The sequence below is a fragment of the Sinorhizobium terangae genome (genome assembly GCF_009601505.1).
GTDB classification, from domain to species: Bacteria; Pseudomonadota; Alphaproteobacteria; order Rhizobiales; family Rhizobiaceae; genus Sinorhizobium; species Sinorhizobium terangae.
In genome coordinates this window covers 109,229-125,636 of sequence record NZ_WITC01000057.1, presented here as the reverse complement: position 1 = coordinate 125,636, position 16,408 = coordinate 109,229, and the positions used below count along the sequence as shown (strand labels likewise).

At 60.2% G+C, this 16,408-nt stretch carries 12 protein-coding genes; 3 read left to right on the top strand and 9 right to left on the bottom strand.

Translation table 11 applies throughout. The annotated features are described in order from the left end of the window. Window positions 1–30: 30 nt before the first annotated feature. On the top strand, window positions 31–1,515 hold the full coding sequence (locus GHK62_RS14570; protein WP_153439866.1) for a pectate lyase: 1,485 nt from the start codon (window positions 31–33) through the stop codon (window positions 1,513–1,515). Between the two features lie 249 nt (window positions 1,516–1,764). Further along, entirely contained in the window at window positions 1,765–2,616 is an 852-nt protein-coding gene (locus GHK62_RS14565; protein WP_153439865.1) for a class I SAM-dependent methyltransferase, read from the top strand. A gap of 112 nt (window positions 2,617–2,728) precedes the next feature. On the opposite strand, the gene GHK62_RS14560 is transcribed toward GHK62_RS14565, so the two are convergent. From GHK62_RS14560 to rfbF, 7 genes are all read right to left on the bottom strand, one after another. Beyond that, on the bottom strand, window positions 2,729–5,944 hold the full coding sequence (locus GHK62_RS14560) for a beta strand repeat-containing protein (RefSeq protein ID WP_153439864.1): 3,216 nt from the start codon (window positions 5,942–5,944) through the stop codon (window positions 2,729–2,731). Between the two features lie 175 nt (window positions 5,945–6,119). Continuing rightward, window positions 6,120–6,521, bottom strand: a complete 402-nt coding sequence (locus GHK62_RS14555) for a GtrA family protein (RefSeq protein WP_153439863.1) — start codon at window positions 6,519–6,521, stop codon at window positions 6,120–6,122. Beyond that, the gene (locus GHK62_RS14550; RefSeq protein ID WP_184108601.1) at window positions 6,521–7,510 is read right to left on the bottom strand and encodes a glycosyltransferase family 2 protein; all 990 of its coding nucleotides are present in this window, start codon (window positions 7,508–7,510) and stop codon (window positions 6,521–6,523) included. The genes GHK62_RS14555 and GHK62_RS14550 overlap by 1 nt, the downstream gene beginning before the upstream one ends. Beyond that, complete coding sequence (locus GHK62_RS14545) at window positions 7,510–8,511, bottom strand: NAD-dependent epimerase/dehydratase family protein (RefSeq protein ID WP_153439862.1); 1,002 nt, start codon at window positions 8,509–8,511, stop codon at window positions 7,510–7,512. Before GHK62_RS14545 ends, GHK62_RS14550 begins: the two co-directional genes overlap by 1 nt. A 222-nt stretch (window positions 8,512–8,733) precedes the next feature. Beyond that, window positions 8,734–9,972 (bottom strand): aminotransferase class I/II-fold pyridoxal phosphate-dependent enzyme, encoded by a 1,239-nt coding sequence (locus tag GHK62_RS14540; RefSeq protein WP_153439861.1) that lies wholly within the window; start codon window positions 9,970–9,972, stop codon window positions 8,734–8,736. A gap of 21 nt (window positions 9,973–9,993) precedes the next feature. Then, window positions 9,994–11,082 carry a CDP-glucose 4,6-dehydratase gene (gene rfbG, locus GHK62_RS14535; RefSeq protein ID WP_184108600.1) on the bottom strand — a complete coding sequence of 363 codons (1,089 nt, stop codon included), beginning with the start codon at window positions 11,080–11,082 and terminating at the stop codon, window positions 9,994–9,996. A 14-nt stretch (window positions 11,083–11,096) separates the two neighbouring features. Next, entirely contained in the window at window positions 11,097–11,918 is an 822-nt protein-coding gene (gene rfbF, locus GHK62_RS14530; RefSeq protein WP_153439860.1) for a glucose-1-phosphate cytidylyltransferase, read from the bottom strand. A gap of 563 nt (window positions 11,919–12,481) precedes the next feature. On the opposite strand from rfbF, the gene GHK62_RS14525 reads away from it, so the two are divergent. Further along, complete coding sequence (locus tag GHK62_RS14525; RefSeq protein ID WP_153439859.1) at window positions 12,482–14,113, top strand: hypothetical protein; 1,632 nt, start codon at window positions 12,482–12,484, stop codon at window positions 14,111–14,113. Window positions 14,114–14,355: 242 nt separating this feature from the next. Here GHK62_RS14525 and GHK62_RS14520 read toward each other — a convergent pair whose 3' ends face one another. After that, complete coding sequence (locus GHK62_RS14520) at window positions 14,356–15,501, bottom strand: glycosyltransferase family 4 protein (RefSeq protein ID WP_167528251.1); 1,146 nt, start codon at window positions 15,499–15,501, stop codon at window positions 14,356–14,358. A 188-nt stretch (window positions 15,502–15,689) separates the two neighbouring features. Then, window positions 15,690–16,340 (bottom strand): response regulator transcription factor, encoded by a 651-nt coding sequence (locus GHK62_RS14515; RefSeq protein WP_167528250.1) that lies wholly within the window; start codon window positions 16,338–16,340, stop codon window positions 15,690–15,692. Between the last annotated feature and the right edge of the window lie 68 nt (window positions 16,341–16,408).

The following is a 16,408-nucleotide window of genomic DNA, read 5'->3' as shown; positions in this document are numbered from 1 at the left end:
ATTTCAGCTTCGATTTGGTGGCATGAGAGCATGAAGGTAAATATTCGGTCGCGTAGTGTAAGCGTATTTCCTTTCACGGTCGCCCGCTTCTTGATGTTGGCGGGGCTGCTCTGCGCATTGTGTATCGGGCATCCAGGGGAGGCTGTTGCCCAGACCGCAACGGCGCTCGAGGGGCCTCTTTCACCCAAGCTTCCCGACGGTAGACAACGCGCCTTTCCCACGGCCGAAGGCTTCGGTGCCGGCTCCCTTGGCGGCCGAGGGGGGAAGGTGATCTATGTCGTCAACACGAAAGAATCCGGTCCAGGTTCCCTGCGTGACTGCATCGAAGCGTCCGGGCCGCGCATTTGCATCTTTCGCACGGGCGGTACCATTGTTCTCCGCGAGCGATCATTGGTTGTTCGAAATCCATTTTTGACCATTGCCGGAGAGACGGCACCGGGCGGAGGCATCGCGATCCGCAACGGTCGGACACAAATACGTCCTTCAATCGAAATCGTGACCAACGACGTGATCATAAGACACGTTCGCCTGCGCGCTGGTCCACATACGCGTAAAGCCTGCTGTTCCGGGAGCCTCGGAATGTACACCGAGGCGGCGAGAAACATCATGCTCGATCATATCTCTGCCAGTTGGGGATCGGATGAGACGATCGATTCAGAAGATGCCAGCAATTTCACGTGGCAGTGGGGAATTACGAGCGAGCCGCTCCTGATAGGTGGGCCGGGGAAAGAGAATCGCGCACGCAATATGTTGTTTACCAAGGGCGGCAACGTCTCTGTGCACCACTCGCTTTTTGCTCTCGGAAAATACAGAAATCCGCAGATCAAAATGAAAAATGCCGGAGCGGTTGCCGATGTTGTGAATAATGTATTTTTCTCGCCAGAGTGGCAGTACGTCGTGAGCTTTGGCGATGAATGGGCGCATATCCAGGCGAACGTCGTCGGCAATTACAAGATCGCAGGAGAGAAGTTGCGAAACGACCACATGGTGCATCTCTTCAATGAAAGCGGGCTTGGTCACTCGATTTACGTCAAGGACAACTATGACGAACCCTACCGGACTGAATCCGGGCAGGATGACAGCTTGGTTTTGGCCGAGGGCCAGAGGCGATTTGTTGTGGCGGCACCATTCGACGCGCCCCAGATCCGCACTTCCGCGCCGATGAGTGCCTACGAAGATGTCCTGGCGAATGCCGGCGCGACAAAGCCGGAACGCGATGCCGTCGACCGACGCATTATTGAGGACGTCAAAAATCGCCGCGGACGATTGCTCGAAACAGATCCGGAGGACGTCGGGGGATGGCCGGACCTTGCCGCTGGGGTGCCTTACCAAGACAGTGATATGGACGGCATTTCAGACGATTGGGAAGTCAAGAACGGCATGGATGCGGCAGATGCCAATGATGGCCCGCAAGATGCGGACAATGACGGATGGACAAACCTGGAGGAGTTTCTCCATTTCATGGCCGGTGATAGCGAAGACGGCGACGTCAAATTGCCCTTGGTTGAAGAATAATTTGGTTGCGGCCTAAGATCCTCTCCTTATTCGCTGCAACGTCGCCCTTTCAGACCGTAATTTCCGATCATGCTGCAGTGGATCTTGGCATTACGCAAATGTTTGAAAATGCGCGTTGGGGGCGCACGGAGACGCTTATGAGTACAGGTGATGATATCTACAGAACCGCGCGTCCAATCGGACGCGCAAAGGTCGCTGTAGTACTTTGAATTGCTGCATGATTTTGTCCTGAAGACGGATTAGCAAGCCATGACCGTGAGTGCTAGCAAGTTCTATTCATCAAGCGCCGATACGATCGATTCGGCGTCGGAATCGGCCTTCTTCGCCAAGCTGAAGATGCGAAACGGCACCTTTAAGCTGACGCGGCCTTCGCGCTTTCGTGAGCTGGAAGTCGCGTTTCGACCGCTTATCGAGCAGCGTACGGGCTCGCTTCACGAAGTGCTGGATGTCGGGGTTTCCACGGGGTTGACGACTGTGGAACTCGCCAGCTTCTTGAAGGGGTGTGGCGCTGCTGCCCGCATCACGGCAACGGATCTCTTCATCGAGGCGCACATCGTTGAACTGGGTCCGGGCCTCAAAATTCTGTGCGATCCGGAGGGGTGGCCGCTGCAATATGACGTCTCGGGCATCATAATTCGTCCATGGGTCCGAAGGCTGGACTACGTGACGCTGGCATTCATTCCACTTGTCCTTGGCCGCAAGCTGCTGCGCCCGCGCCTGCGTTCGCGCATAAGGGCCGGGATGAGCAGGCCAGTGAAAATGATTACCCGATCATTGCCGTCGAATGGGGAAATAGAGTTCGAAGAAAATGATATCATGCGTCGGTCACAGCACTTTGTCCGTCGGTTTGATCTGGTGCGTGCCGCCAACATTCTGAATACAAACTATTTTTCCCCGGATCAGATCCGGACCGCAATTGGGAATATCCATTCCTATCTCCGCGGTCCGGGTGCCTTGGTCATGATTGCGCGCACGAACCGCGCGCAGGAGAATGCCGGCACGCTGTTTGAACTCAAGGAGGACGGCTCGTTCGCCGTACTGGAGCGCGTGGGCGGGGGATCAGAGATCGAAAAGCTCGTGCTGGATTTCCGCGCCTCCTGAACTTCGGCACGTCTGCAGCAGTGGCTGTTTGCTCCGCCCCATTTTGCAGCGCCAGCACGGATCGGAAAATAAACTCCGCCTCTGACACGACACATGGGTCCAGCAGCGCTCGTTACACGACGAGTATATCTCCTGATGTCAGGCCCGGATGCGTCGACAGTGCGGCGAACTTCACGGCTGTGGCACCGGAAAGACTGCCGTCGGCATCGTAATAGAGCGAGCCGGTGACCGTATCATAGATGATCCTGGTGTTCGTATCCTGCGCCGTGGTTGCCCCGGCCGCCGCGTAGAATTGCGTGCTGGCGAGAAAGCCGGGGTTCAGCGCCGTGAAGACGCTTGCGGACAAGGCGAGCGTATCCTCCGGGGCAAAATCCGAGATCGTGTCCACATTTGTCGCTCCCAGGGCGAAATCGAACTGGAAGGTGTCAGCCCCCGAGCCCCCGAACAGGGCATCGCTTCCGCCGCCGCCCGAAAGGAGATTGGCGGTCCCGTCGCCATTGAGAGTGTCGTTGCCGGTCCCGCCCCAGACATTCTCGATGTTGCGGACCGTATCCTCGGCCACGCCTCCAACCGTGACGGTCGCAGTCGTGGCGCCATTGAGGGTGACGGAGACCGACGCGCTCTTGTCGCGATAGCTTGCCGTGTCGACGCCCGCGCCGCCATCGAGCGTGTCCACTCCGCCGCCACCTGTGAGCAGGTCCTTGTTGTCATTGCCGTCGAGCCGGTTAGCGAGATCGTCGCCAGTCAGCGTGTCATTGCCCTTACCACCAAACACGTTCTCGATGTTGCGGATGGTGTCTTCAGCGGTGTTCCCAACGAAAACAAAACTGTCGCTCGATCCGTTGAGGGTCACCCGGACTGCGGCGCTCTTCTCGCGATAGTCTGCGGTGTCGGCGCCCGCGCCACCGTCGATGAAATCAGATCCAAGCGCGCCCCGGAACAGATTGTTTGCGGCATCGCCGACGAGCGTGTCGTTGCCGGATCCCGATAAAATATTCTCGATGCCTCTGACGGTGTCCTCGGCTATGCCGCCGACGAAGACGCTCGCATTGGCCGTGCCGTTGAGACTGACGTTGATTGCATCGGTCTTCTCCAGGTAGTCGGCCGTATCCGCGCCGTCGCCGCCGTCCAGCACGTCCTTGCCCAGGCCGCCCTTCAGGGTGTCGCCGCCATCATTGCCGAGCAGTGCATTGGCCTGGCTGTCACCGGTGAGTGTATCACCGGCGGAGCCACCGGAGATATTCTCGAAGTTCTGGATCGTGTCTTCGATCACGCCGTTGACCTTGACGGTCACGGCGTTGGCGCCGTCGAGCGTAACAGCTATGGACTTCGTCTTGTCCCTATAGTCGGCTGTGTCGATACCCGCTCCGCCGTCGAGACTATCGGTGCCCCCGCCACCGCGCAGCGTATTGCTGCCGGCGTCGCCCGTCAGGACGTCTGCGCCGGCACCCCCGAATACGTTCTCGATGTTGCGCACCGTGTCCTCGGCAACGCCGCCGACTGTTGCGATGGCGTTGGCCGTCCCCGCCAGCGCCAGGACCACCGCGGCGGTCTTGTCACTGAAATCGATCGTATCGGAACCAATACCTCCGTCGATGACGTCGAGGCCACCTGCACCCTTGAGAAGGTCGCCGCCCGCGCCGCCATTGATGACGTTCGCTTGCGCGTCGCCGGTGATTACGTCTGAGACGGCGCCACCTGTTACATTCTCGATGTTGCGGATGGTGTCCTCTGCGATACCGCCGACGAGGACTGATGAGTTGTTGGAGCCGTTGAGCGTGACCGCGATCTGCTTGGTCGACGCGGAATAATCCACGGTGTCGCTGCCGCCCGCCCCATCGAGTACGTTCGCAGAACCGTCGCCTGCGAGGACGTCGTTACCCGAGCCGCCGATGATGTTCTCAATGTTGCGAAGCGTATCCTCCGCAACGCCGCCGACGGACACCGTGACGGCGTTCGCGCCGGCCAAACTGACGACCACGGACGCCGTCTTGTCGCTATAATCGGCTGTATCGACGCCGGCACCACCATCCAATACGTCTGCACCGAGGCCGCCGCGGAAGGTGTTCGCGGCCGCATCGCCGGTGAGTTGATCGTTGCCCGATCCGCTGATGATGTTCTCGATGTTGCGGACCGTGTCCTCTGCCGTTCCGCCAATAGTCGCGACGGCGTTGGTAGCACCGTTGAGTGCGATGACAACGGATTGAGTCTTGTCGCTGAAATCGGCGGTGTCGCTGCCGTCACCGCCATCCAACACGTCGGCACCGAGACCCCCGCGGAACGTGTTGGCGGCAGTATCGCCCGTGAGCGTGTCGCCCGCCGATCCGCCGACGATGCTTTCGATTTTCGCAATCGTGTCCTCGGCGACTCCGCCTACGGTTACAGTGGCCAGACCGCTGCCGTTCAACGTCACGGCGATGGCGGCTGTCTTGTCGCTGTAATCGGCGGTGTCGATGTCCTCGCCGCCGTCCAGGATATCGGCCCCGTCGCCGCCCCGCAGCCAATCATTGCCGCGCGCGCCCGAAAGCTTGTTGGCGCCGGCATCGCCCGTGAGCGTGTCGCCCGCCGATCCGCCGACGATGTTCTCGATGTTGCGGATCGTATCCTCCGCAACACCGCCAACAAAGACAGTGGAGTCATTGGCGCCGTCGAGCGTCAGGACGATCGCATCCGTCTTCTCCCGGAGATCAAAAGTGTCGACCCCGGCGCCGCCGTCGACCGTGTCGTTGCCGGCGCCGCCGAAGAGGGAATCGTCGCCACCGCCGCCGTCAAGCGTGTCGTTTCCGGCCTCGCCGCGTAAGGTGTTGGCCTGACCATTGCCGGTCAGGATGTCATCGCCCGAGCCGCCATAAGCGTTCTCGAAGTTGCTGATGGTGTCCTCGGCGAGACCGTTGACGAACACCGTGGTAGGTGTCGCGCCCCCCAGGGTGACCACGACCGACGTCGTCTTGTCGGTATAGTCGACCGTGTCGTTGCCGGCGCCGCCGTCAAGCACGTCGCTACCGCCCCCGCCTCTAAAAAGGTTGTTTTGCGCGTCGCCGGTGATGGTGTCGTCACCCGAGCCGCCATAGATGTTTTCTATCTTGCGTAGAATGTCCTCGGCAACACCGCCGACCGTCACTACCGCATCATTGATCCCGTTGAGCGTGACGGTGATCCCTGCCGTCTTCTCCCGATAGTCGGCCGTGTCGATGCCCGCGCCGCCGTCGATGACGTCCGCCCCTTCCAGTCCCTGAATGAGATCGTCACCGCCCGCGCCGATAATCGTGTCGTCTTGATCCGTGCCGATCAGGGTGTTGTTTCCGGATGTGCCGGTGATCGTTGCCATGGAAAATCCTCCCGTTCGGAATCCCTTGAAAGCCGCAATGGGCGGGGGCAGGGGTTCGCTCTATTGCTCTAATTCTCTAATGCCTCAATGCTTCAGTGCGATGCGCTCGTGCACCGTTCATTTTCTTGCCGCGCATGTCATTGACGCAAAACCATCGCGCGTTTCGGCGTGTCCATCAGGCCCGAAAGACCCACAGGAGTGCGACGAGATAGTTCCAGGCGAAGACCACAGGAACGCTCAGAATTTTAGCAAGAGGCGGTGGGATGAACGTCGCCAGCAGCGCGACCAAAAAGGTCGAGATCACGAGGCCGGTAAGCGTGCCGAGGACGAACTTCAACGCCTGAATCTGACTGTGCCGTGCGCGGAAAGTCCACGACCGGTTGAGAACATAACTTACGAGAATGCCGCAGGAATAGGATAGGATGTTAGCGTGGCCTGGTGCGGCGCCGGCGGCAAATAGACCCGTGAAGAGACCGAAATCGATCGTCGTAGTGACCGCACCAACAGTGGCAAAGCGCAGCAACCTGTCGATGCTTTCTTGCCGGCCGAAGGTGTAGCGGACGAGAAGATTGCGCATCAGGCTGACCCCACTCTCGACGGCGCATGCTCTGGCTGGCTGTGGAATTCGTCGTTCAAGCTCGCCTCGATTATCGGTGTCGGACGTCGCTTGGATTGCATGAATATCCGTCCGATATATTCGCCAATAATCCCAAGGAAGATCGCGTTCAGCGTGATGGAGAGCAGGATCAGGATCGTTGTCGTCGCAAAACCTGCAGGCCATTCCTGGCCGAAAACCAGTTTGCCGATGACGTAGCCGATGAGCAGCAGGAAGGTTGCTGTTCCCATGATCAGGCTGGTCATCGAGGCAATCCGCAGCGGCGTCAGCGAATGGTTGAGAATGCCGTCGACGGCCAGCGAGAACATGGCCCTGAACGGAAACTTGCTTTCACCCGCCACCCGCGCCTCGCGGTCATATTCGAAACCGATTTGGGAGAAGCCCATTGCGCTGATCAGCCCGCGCAAATAGGGCGACGTGTCGTCGACCCGGCGCAACTCATCCAGGATGCGCCTGTCGACCAGGCGGAATTCACCGACGTTCAGGGGGAGGTCGTCTTCGCTCAAGGCGTTGATGCATCGGTAGAAAGCACGCCTCAGGAAGGCGGTGAACCAGTCATCCGTGAGCGAGCGGCGAATTCCGTAGACGACCTGATGTCCCTGCCGCCATAGCGCCGCCATCTGAGGTATGCGGTTCGGCGGATCCTGGAGATCGCAATCGATCTGAACGGCGCAATCGCCAGTCGCCGCCTTGTACGCAACGAGGAGCGAGCGCTGATATCCGACATTGCGGCTGAAACGGATGACGCGGACACGGCGATCCTCGCGCGCAATCTCCTGGAGGATCTGGAAGGTACGGTCCGATGAATGATTGTCAGTGAAGATAATCTCATAGCCGTAGCCGGGCATTTCGCCGAACGCATCCACGATGGCGGCATAGGCTCGCCGGACGTTCGCCTCCTCGTTGAACGCTGGTACAAGGACAGAAATCAACGGCTTCTTGTCGGCCACTATGGAGCTCCCGTTCGTTCCCGGCGTGATGTGCCCGCCAATTGATTCTGCGGCTCCTGCAAGCGCAGGTGCTCGCGATACCAGGCGACGGTCCGCACGAGCCCCTCCGCCAGCGGAGTGGATGCGCTCCACCCGAGCAGGTTTCGGGCCAAGGCGGTGACGGCGCGGAAATCCGGAATGCCGGACGAACCGTCCGCCGGACCGTATTCAACGCGTGTCGGATCGGCGCCCGTTTCGGCAATGATCAGCCGGGCGACGTCACGCATCGTCGGAGCAAAACCGGTGCCGATATTGATGACCGTGCCGCCAGGCAGCTGCGCCGCTGCCACGCGGAGGAGCCCGCCCACAGCGTCGTCGATATAGATCAGATCACGCCGATCCTCCGGATGTCGGACCATCGAGGTCTCTCCGGCCAGGCATCGGGTAACGAGCCATGGCAGGAGATAGGCGGTCGACTGCCAGGAGCCGTAGACCAGGGCGAGGCGGGCGGTGATGACCGGGAACGGAAGGCGACGCTGAAGAGCGCCGACCAAGTGTGTGGCAGCCACGAGTTCGGCGCCGTAGGCGTTGACCGGCATTTCGCGTGTCTCCTCCTGAAAGGGCGCCTGTGCGGAGCCATATTCGGCGAGCGAGCCGGTCCGGATCATCGCTCTTGGAGGACGGGGCGCGGCTGCGGCTGCGCTCAGCAAGCCGACCAGCACTTGCACCTGCTCTCGCATCGCATCCCTGGCGTCGGAGAAGTCGGGAGCTTCCGGCCGACGCGGACGGGCCGCGAGGTGAAAGATGCACTCGGGCTCTGCGTCAGAAAGACAATGTTTGAGCGCTGTCTCTGATTGCAGGTCAAAATTGTGTCGGATGACACCGACACGCAGGTCCTGGATCCGGCTGTCGTCGGAGCCGGGTCGGACGATGAGGTGAACCTGGTGGCCGGCCTCAAGGCAAGCCCTCGCAAGATGCGAGCCGACGAAGCCTGCGCCACCGGTTATGAGAATACGCGCCATCGACTTGGACCAGCCTGCTTTGTTGCGCCTTGATCATGAGAGCGAAACCTGCGTGCCGCTCAGGAACTGCGAAGCATTACCGCCCTCCTTGAGCGCCTCACCCATGTTCCGGTGCCGCCGGGATCGCCATCGCGGAGTCGCCCCGAGCTAATGAACGGGGTTGTCTCCGATAGTTGAGAGGCGGGCGGAATCCTGTGCATATTCCTTGCTCACCTCGCTCCATTAGATTCCAGTAGCACCCGCCTGCAGCGGTATTCGCACCTTCGGCTTCGCCGAGAAACTGTCGGCGAACTCGCAGAACGACGAATGGATATGGTCGAGTTGCTCTGACGTGAGACCGTGATGACAGGCGAGCAGTATCCCGCCGCGCATCACCGCGTCCGCGACAGGGTAGCCTTCCTGCGAGACCCGGCGGTTGACGCCTTGCATTGCCGGTTGGCGCAGGATGTTGCCGGTGAACACGGGGCGAGTCTGAATATCCCTGCGTTCGAGGAAGATCTGCATATCGCGCCTGGTAAACGGCGCGTCCGGCCGCACCGTAAGCGGGAAGGCAAGCCAGCCGGTACGGGATTCGGGCAATTGCCGCGGCAGGATGAACCAGTCCTCGTATTGTTTGAAGAAGGCCAACTGGGCGGCAAAGTTGCGCTCCCGGGCGGCAATGTTCTCTTCGAGCCTATCAAGCTGGACAAGCCCGAAGGCGGCACCCATCTCGGAGGGCTCCAAATTGAAGCCGAGCGCCTCGAACACGAATTTCGCGTCATAGGAGAAGCCGTCGATGTCGACGTTGAAACGATTTTCGACCGACTCGGAATCGACGAACAGTGACGAGGTGCGGCCCCAGGACCGCATCAATCTGGCGCGGCGCGCCAGCTCATCGTCATTGACGCAGAGCATGCCGCCGTTTCCGGCCGCCGTAATCACATGCGAGCCGTAGAAGCTGGTCGTGCTGATATCGGAGCGCTTGCCGGTGCTGGCGCCTTTGATGGTGGCGCCGAGCGTATCGCAACTGTCTTCGACGACGAATAGCCCATGCGCATCGGCAATCGCACGAATGCGATCCCAATCCGGAAGATTGCCGATCAGTGACGGGATCATCACGGCCCGGGTTTTGGGCGAGATCATCCGTTCGATCGCGTCGACATCGATGTTGTAGGTCGCCTCCGCCGCATCGACGAATGCCGGTACGAGACCCGCCCTGACGATAGGTGCGACGGTTGTTGCGAAGGTCAGGGCGGGGGTGATGACTTCCGCGCCTTGCGGCAACTGCAGCATCTCCACGGCCAGGTAATTGGCCGAAGATCCGGAATTGACCATGATGCCGTGCCGCTTGGCGAAGAGCGCCGCAACACGCTCCTCCATTCCTCTCACCGCGCGGCCCATCTGGGTCGACGTCCGCATGGCATCGACAACGGCTGCTATTTCCTTTTCTCCGTAAACGGCCTGCCCATAATTGACACGCATGTGATGCTCCCCATCTGCGGTTCAGGCCGCTCGGCCCCAGTCTGCTGCGTATCCGTCAAGTTGCTGTTGTGAGAACCGGCGCATGTCTGTCGGATCTTCCATGTATCTGCGGTGCCAGGCGACGGTCATTGCGACGGCCTCGTCCAGCCGGAGCAAGGGCTTCCAGCCGAGCTCGACATGCGACTTCGTACTGTCGAGGCGCAGAACGACCGACTCGGCCGGTTCGTCGACCCGGCGTTCGGCGATATATTCGGGCGGTCGGCCGCCCCATTGAGAGACGACCAGTTCCGCGAGCGCACCGACATTCACCGTTGCGTCCTTTTCGGGGCCGAAATTCCAGCCCCCCGCGAAGCGCGCGCCGGCATCAACGAGGCCGGCCGCCAACATCAGGTAGCCGCGAAGCGGCTCAAGAACATGCTGCCATGGTCTTACGTTTTTCGGGTTCCTGAGGCGCGCCGGTATTCCGGTTTCGGCAGCCCGCACCAGGTCCGGAATCAACCGGTCGGCGCCCCAGTCGCCGCCTCCGATCACGTTGCCAGCCCGCACCGTGGCAAGTTGCGGACCCCCTGGATCGCTGAAGAAGGAGGAGCGGTAGGCCGCGGCAACCAGTTCCGCGCATCCTTTCGACGAACTGTACGGGTCGCGACCACCCATGGGGTCGCTCTCTCGGTATCCCCACACCCATTCCCGGTTTTCGTAACATTTGTCGCTCGTGACAACGACGATGCCACGCAACGACGGCATGCGGCGCGCCGCATCGAGCACCACGGCCGTTCCGATGACGTTGGTCATATAGGTGTCGACCGGCATCTCGTAGGAGGCGCGCACCACGGCCTGCGCCGCCATGTGAATGACGAGGTCGAAGTCCTGCCCGCCAATGCTCTCCCCGAAGCCTGCCTCGCTGCGAATGTCGCCGACGCGCCCGTCGACGAGGCCCTCGAGGTCAACGGCGGAGCAGAACGAGGGGGCGACCGCCGGCAGGGCAATACCAACCACATGCGCGCCAAGACGGCGAAGCCAAAGCGAAAGCCATCCGCCCTTGAAACCGGTGTGGCCGGTGACCAGAACGCGGCGGCCGCGTAGAATCTGCGAGAGATCCGTCTCGTTCACGTTTCTCGCTCCGCCTAGAATCGTGCCAGCGGTAACTCAGCCGCGGCAGACTGAGATGTTGGCCTTGGGTCAAACTGCATCCACGGCGGATCGTCGGTTTCCGCAAGGCCGTTGAGATAATCACGGTCCCGCACCGTATCCATCGGATGCCAGAAGCCCTTGTGCTTGTAGGCAAAGAGTTCACCGTCCCGAGCGAGATTCGTCAGCGGCGCCATCTCCAACGGATCCGACGGCCCAGAGATGTAATCCAGTACGCCTGGTTCAAAGACGAAGAAGCCGCCATTGATCCAGGTCTCGTGCTTGCGCACCTTTTCCGTGAACTCGACGACCTTGTCGCCCTCGATCTCCAGGTTGCCGAAGCGCGCCGGCGGCTGCACGGCGGTGACAGTGGCCAGGCGACCGTGCGAGCGGTGGAACTCGAGCAGCGCCTGGATATCGATGTTGCCGACCCCATCCGAATAGGTGGCCATGAAGGTCTCGCCGTCGAGCCAGTCACGCAGCCGAAGCAATCGGCCACCAGTCATCGTCGAAAGGCCGGTGTCGACCACCGACACGTTCCAGTCGAGGGGATGGACCGGGCGCAGCACCATGGAACCGTTTCCAAGCGCGACCGTGAAATCCGCAGTCGACAAGTGGAAATTGTGGAAGAAGTTCTTGATGAACATGCATTTGTAGCCGCCGGCGACGACGAAGTCGTTGAAGCCCCAATGGCTGTATATGTCCATCACGTGGAGAATGATGGGCTTGCCGCCGACCTCCACCATGGGCTTCGGAATGCGTACGGTCTCCTCGGCGAGGCGGGATCCGAGACCTCCTGCGAAAAGCACGACCTTCATGACGGCCTCCAACAATTTTAGCGACGGATATCCGATCGGATCATCCAATCGGTCTCGTGCACGCGTCTACGGCGGCGCCCTTTGCATCCTTTTGGACGCGCAAGGTCGCAAGGTTATGTTTGCTGCGTCGCTTCGCCTTAAACCAAGGCCAGCCTCAGGAATCATAGAAGTAAACGGGTGCGCATAGCGAACCTGTGAAAGCATCCGCCCGGGCGTGAATGAAAAAAGCGAACAAGCCGATCGGGCACGAAGATTTCAGTACTAAAACGACTGTAATTAAGCTACACTTGTCCAAGATTATTCGAAATATACATTATTTAAGGTCATGCTATCCATCCTTCCGTAAATCCGCAAGCTGCGCGGTGTCAGGATAATCCCTATGGCCTTGTAGGGAATAACCCGGGATGGTGCCGAGGAATCGCTTTCGATACAGAAAAGGATGTTATGGGACATCGAGACCTTTGACCGTGCTTCCTTAAGGCGAGGCGTGGCTGCGGGCCGCCGGCGGCAAATGTGTTCGATATCCCAAGTATTGGATTGTCTTTGCGGTCGGGGGAATCTGAATGACGGATGTTAAAGAGGTCACTCCATCACAGGTCGCAATCCCCTCGGCAGATCTGAGGGCACTGCTCTATCGGGCGGCAATCTTCATTCTTTCGGCGCTGCTTCTTTTCGCCCTGCTGCTGCGCGTGATGAACTACGAGATGCGTAAGGACGAGCAGCTGTACGTGCCGCCAATCGCGCTGCTCGATCACCATCGCCTCTATGAGGACTTCTTCTACAATCATCCGCCGGGCTCGGCGTGGTTCTTCCATTGGGTCGGTGCGATCGTCGGCTCGGATCATCTGCTGTTCAGTGGCCGGCTGTCCGTGTTTCTTGCATGGATGTTATTGCTGGCGGCGATCGGAGCCATCACCTACGCGCTGACGCGATCCGGACTGGTCAGCTGGTGCGTTGTCGTCCTCACCGTTGCGAACGATCTCTTCCTGACGCAGACAGGCATGGCGGCGACGAATAATTTTCTACCGCTGCCTTTCGCGTTCATCGGGCTCGGGCTGTTCGTGCTCGCCGTCAGAGAGAGCCATCCCAAGCCTTTCCTGTTTGCGATTGCGGGCCTCTGCCTGTCACTTGCCGCTGCCTTCAAGATCAGTGCCGTGGCCTTTATCCCGCCGGTGGCAATCGCAGCTTTCCTGCTGCCGCGCGCTTACCGCTTCAAGGATCGCCTTCTGCGCGTCGTTGCGCCGCTTGCTGCAGGAGGGCTGGTGGGGGGCATACCGATTCTCATACCCTTGCTCCTGGCGCCGCAGAGGTTCCTTGCCCATGTTGTGCAATATCACACAGGTCCGCATCTGCAGTATTGGCGAACAGCAAATACACCTGGGGAAGAGCAGGCTTTATCGCTGGTGGCGAAGCTGTTGCTCGCGCAGGGCATGTGGTTCTCCGCGACCTGCGCCGTGGTGATTTCCGTTCTCGTCGCACTTTTTCTGACGGCACTCCAGGCACCGGATGGCGGTGGGCGAGCGCGGCTTTCCCGCATCGTAAACGGGCCGCTTCTCGTTGTCGCCGGCGCGTTCCTTTGCAGCGCCGCCATGAGCCTCTTGCCCACGCCGAGCTTCCCCCAATATTTCGCGCCGCCGCTGATCTGTCTCCCCTTGGGGCTCGCTCTGCTTTTCGGAAGCCTTGAGCCCGAGACGCGCACACGCTTCCAGCCAGTGTTTGTTGCCGCGACGATGGTGGTTCTAGCGATAGAGGCGCCGCGTCTTGCCCAGTATGTCGGAACAGCTGTCCGGGCGGACCGGTGGACGGTGACGCGGGTTCACGAGGCTGGTGTTGCCATGTCGCAGCGGATAGCGGTGGCGCGCGCGCAAGGAAAGGTGGCCACGCTGTCGCCGATCTATCCGCTTGAGGGTCATCTGGAGGTCTATCCGGAACTGGCGACAGGGCCTTTCGCCTATCGAACCGCAGATTTCACCGAACCGGCGCTTGCAGCCTGGTACAGGATGACGTCGCCGGGCCGCATCACGGCCATATTCGAGGCTGACCCGCCGGCCGCGCTGCTGCTGGGGTTCGACGAGGTGCTTGAGCGGCCGATGCTCGATTATGCGCGGCGAAATGGCTATCTGCCTTCAACCGACCTTGGCTTCAAGGATCGATATGGCAGCCCGGTTCTTTATCTGAAGCCGTCGCCGCAATGACCTACAGCGCCGCGCGTCCGATTGGACGCGCGGCGCTGTAATGGATGTCGCCCAAAAGTGTGCAGCGTTTTGGGACAACGACATGCATAAGAGCAATGACTTAAAGGTCGTCGCATGAGTGCGATTGAACGCAACGCGCTTACAGCGCCGTGCATCCTTTAGGACGCACAAAGGACGCTCTAACTCTTTGAGTCTACGCATCGTGCTTTCTGAAAATCGGGTCCGATTTTCGGGCCGATGGGCTAGGCATGGCGTTCCGCACGAGGGGGAGCAGCGCTTTCGCCATAAGTCGATTTAAGCGACGGCGGCTTAACGGATCTGGCGATCACATTATCCCATTGCTGCAGGATAGATGAGGTCGCATACCGCGCCGAAGCGGCTGCCGACCCGTAGGTGGAAAGCTTATTTCTGAGGGTCGGGTCGGCCATGAGAGAGAGAATGGCTTCACTCAGTTGCCCGACATCGCCCGGGGGGACAAGCAAACCGGCATCCGGACTGCTGAGAATTTCCGACGGTCCCCACGAACAATCGAATGCGATTGACGGTAAACCCGCAGTCATCGCCTCCAGAAGCACGTTCGGGAAGCCCTCGAAGCGCGAGCTCAGCACGAAGATATCGCCCGCTCCAACCCATTCGAGTGGAAACTTGGTAATACCTGGCATCTTGACATTGTCGCCTATGCCGAGTTCTCGGGCGAGGTGCTCGAGAGCGCCGCGCTGAGACCCATCGCCAAATATGGTCAACTGGGCCGTCGGAACGGATCGTGCCACGTGGCTGAACGCTTCGAGGAGCAAATCGAAGCCTTTCTGCCTTTCCAGGCGACCGACGGCGACGACGCGGGTGCCTTGGCTCGGAACGCGTGCAACATCGGGCGGCAGCGTGACCGGGTTGGGTATGATCTCCGCTTTCCCGCGCAAGCTCGGCGGTAGCGATTGAAAGGCATCCTGAGTTTGCATAACCAAGCGCGCCGCGCTTTTGATAGCAACCGGCTGAGCGAGCCGCCACAGGAAATGCGTCTCCTGGGACGTGAAGTTGTTGCGCTCCGACATGATGATCCGCGTATTGAGTCCGCGGGTAGCCAGGCCGACCATGACATTGACCTTGGTCAGGAAGGATATGACAAGATCCGGCTTGAGCGCCGCCAGCCGACGTCGAAGCCTCGACAGCCGTAGTGCTGCCTGTGCAATGCGTGGGATGGCGCGAGCCGAAACTCCGAGCGCTTCGATCTTTACGGCACTGTGGTAGGGAAAATAGGATTTCGGGCCATCAGCGTTGACTGCGAGAACGTGTACGGTATCGCCTTGTGCATGGCGATGGTGCGCAAGGAGATTGACGATTTTCTCCGCGCCGCCCGCGCCGAGCCCCGAGAGGACGAATGCTATGCGCACGACAACCTCCAATGCTTTGCGCTACGGCCCTCCCGCAAAGGACTTTTTGCCGGGGGCAGTTCAGGTCGGATCGCTTGGCCGAGCGAGCAATGTGGACTTACTGTAGATTAGTGGCCAACCGCATTGCGGCCAACTCCGGTTTACCTCTGGCACACCCTTGATCCTGCCGGTCGGTGAATTTGCTGGCATCAATTGACGCTCATCCAGCCGTGGGTCAAGGCGAAGTGCACGATTTGCGCCCGCGAACGCAAGTTGAGCTTTTCGGTGGCGCGCGCCTTGTAGGTCTCGATCGACTTGACGCTGATATTCGCGTGGGCGCCGATCTCCTTGTTCGAATACCCGAGCGCGACCAGTCGAAGGACCGCCTGTTCGCGGGCGGTTAGTCCCAGCGCACCCATCGCTGCGGGGCTCCGCTCGGCGGGTGAATTCGCCACCTCGCGCGCAGTCAGGGAGTCGAAGAAGAGTCCGCCGAGCATCACCGAACGTATCGCCAGCAACAGATTCTCCGCCGCCGAACATTTCTGGACAAATCCCTTGGCGCCAACCTGCAGCGCTTGCTGAACATAGGAGCGGTCATGGTAGGGGGTCATTATCACCACGTGAGCGGCGTGACCGTTAGCTATGACCTTTGCGGCCAGTTCGAGACCGCTGATGTCCGGCAGTGACACGTCGAGTACTGCGACATCCGGCTTGGCCTGACTGATCTGAATCATGGCTTCGGCGCCGGTCCTGGCTTCGCCGACGCAGAGAATGTCCCCGGATTTCTCGATCAGGGCTCGCGCACCCGCAATCACCAGCGGGTGATCATCGACAATAACTGTGCGGATGGGCGGCTTCATGCTGGCGCTCCTTCCTGCCGCGCAGGCGGGGAGAATTGCACGGGCACCGTAGGCTGGCTGCGTCGCCG

Excerpts from the sequence above, each read along its gene's own strand:
- GHK62_RS14565 (WP_153439865.1), top strand. The coding sequence starts at position 1,765 with ATGACCGTGAGTGCTAGCAAGTTCTATTCATCAAGCGCCGATACGATC.
- GHK62_RS14545 (WP_153439862.1), bottom strand. The coding sequence starts at position 8,511 with ATGGCGCGTATTCTCATAACCGGTGGCGCAGGCTTCGTCGGCTCGCAT.
- GHK62_RS14570 (WP_153439866.1), top strand. The coding sequence starts at position 31 with ATGAAGGTAAATATTCGGTCGCGTAGTGTAAGCGTATTTCCTTTCACG.
- GHK62_RS14560 (WP_153439864.1), bottom strand. The coding sequence starts at position 5,944 with ATGGCAACGATCACCGGCACATCCGGAAACAACACCCTGATCGGCACG.
- GHK62_RS14555 (WP_153439863.1), bottom strand. The coding sequence starts at position 6,521 with ATGCGCAATCTTCTCGTCCGCTACACCTTCGGCCGGCAAGAAAGCATC.
- GHK62_RS14525 (WP_153439859.1), top strand. The coding sequence starts at position 12,482 with ATGACGGATGTTAAAGAGGTCACTCCATCACAGGTCGCAATCCCCTCG.
- GHK62_RS14540 (WP_153439861.1), bottom strand. The coding sequence starts at position 9,972 with ATGCGTGTCAATTATGGGCAGGCCGTTTACGGAGAAAAGGAAATAGCA.
- rfbF (WP_153439860.1), bottom strand. The coding sequence starts at position 11,918 with ATGAAGGTCGTGCTTTTCGCAGGAGGTCTCGGATCCCGCCTCGCCGAG.
- GHK62_RS14515 (WP_167528250.1), bottom strand. The coding sequence starts at position 16,340 with ATGAAGCCGCCCATCCGCACAGTTATTGTCGATGATCACCCGCTGGTG.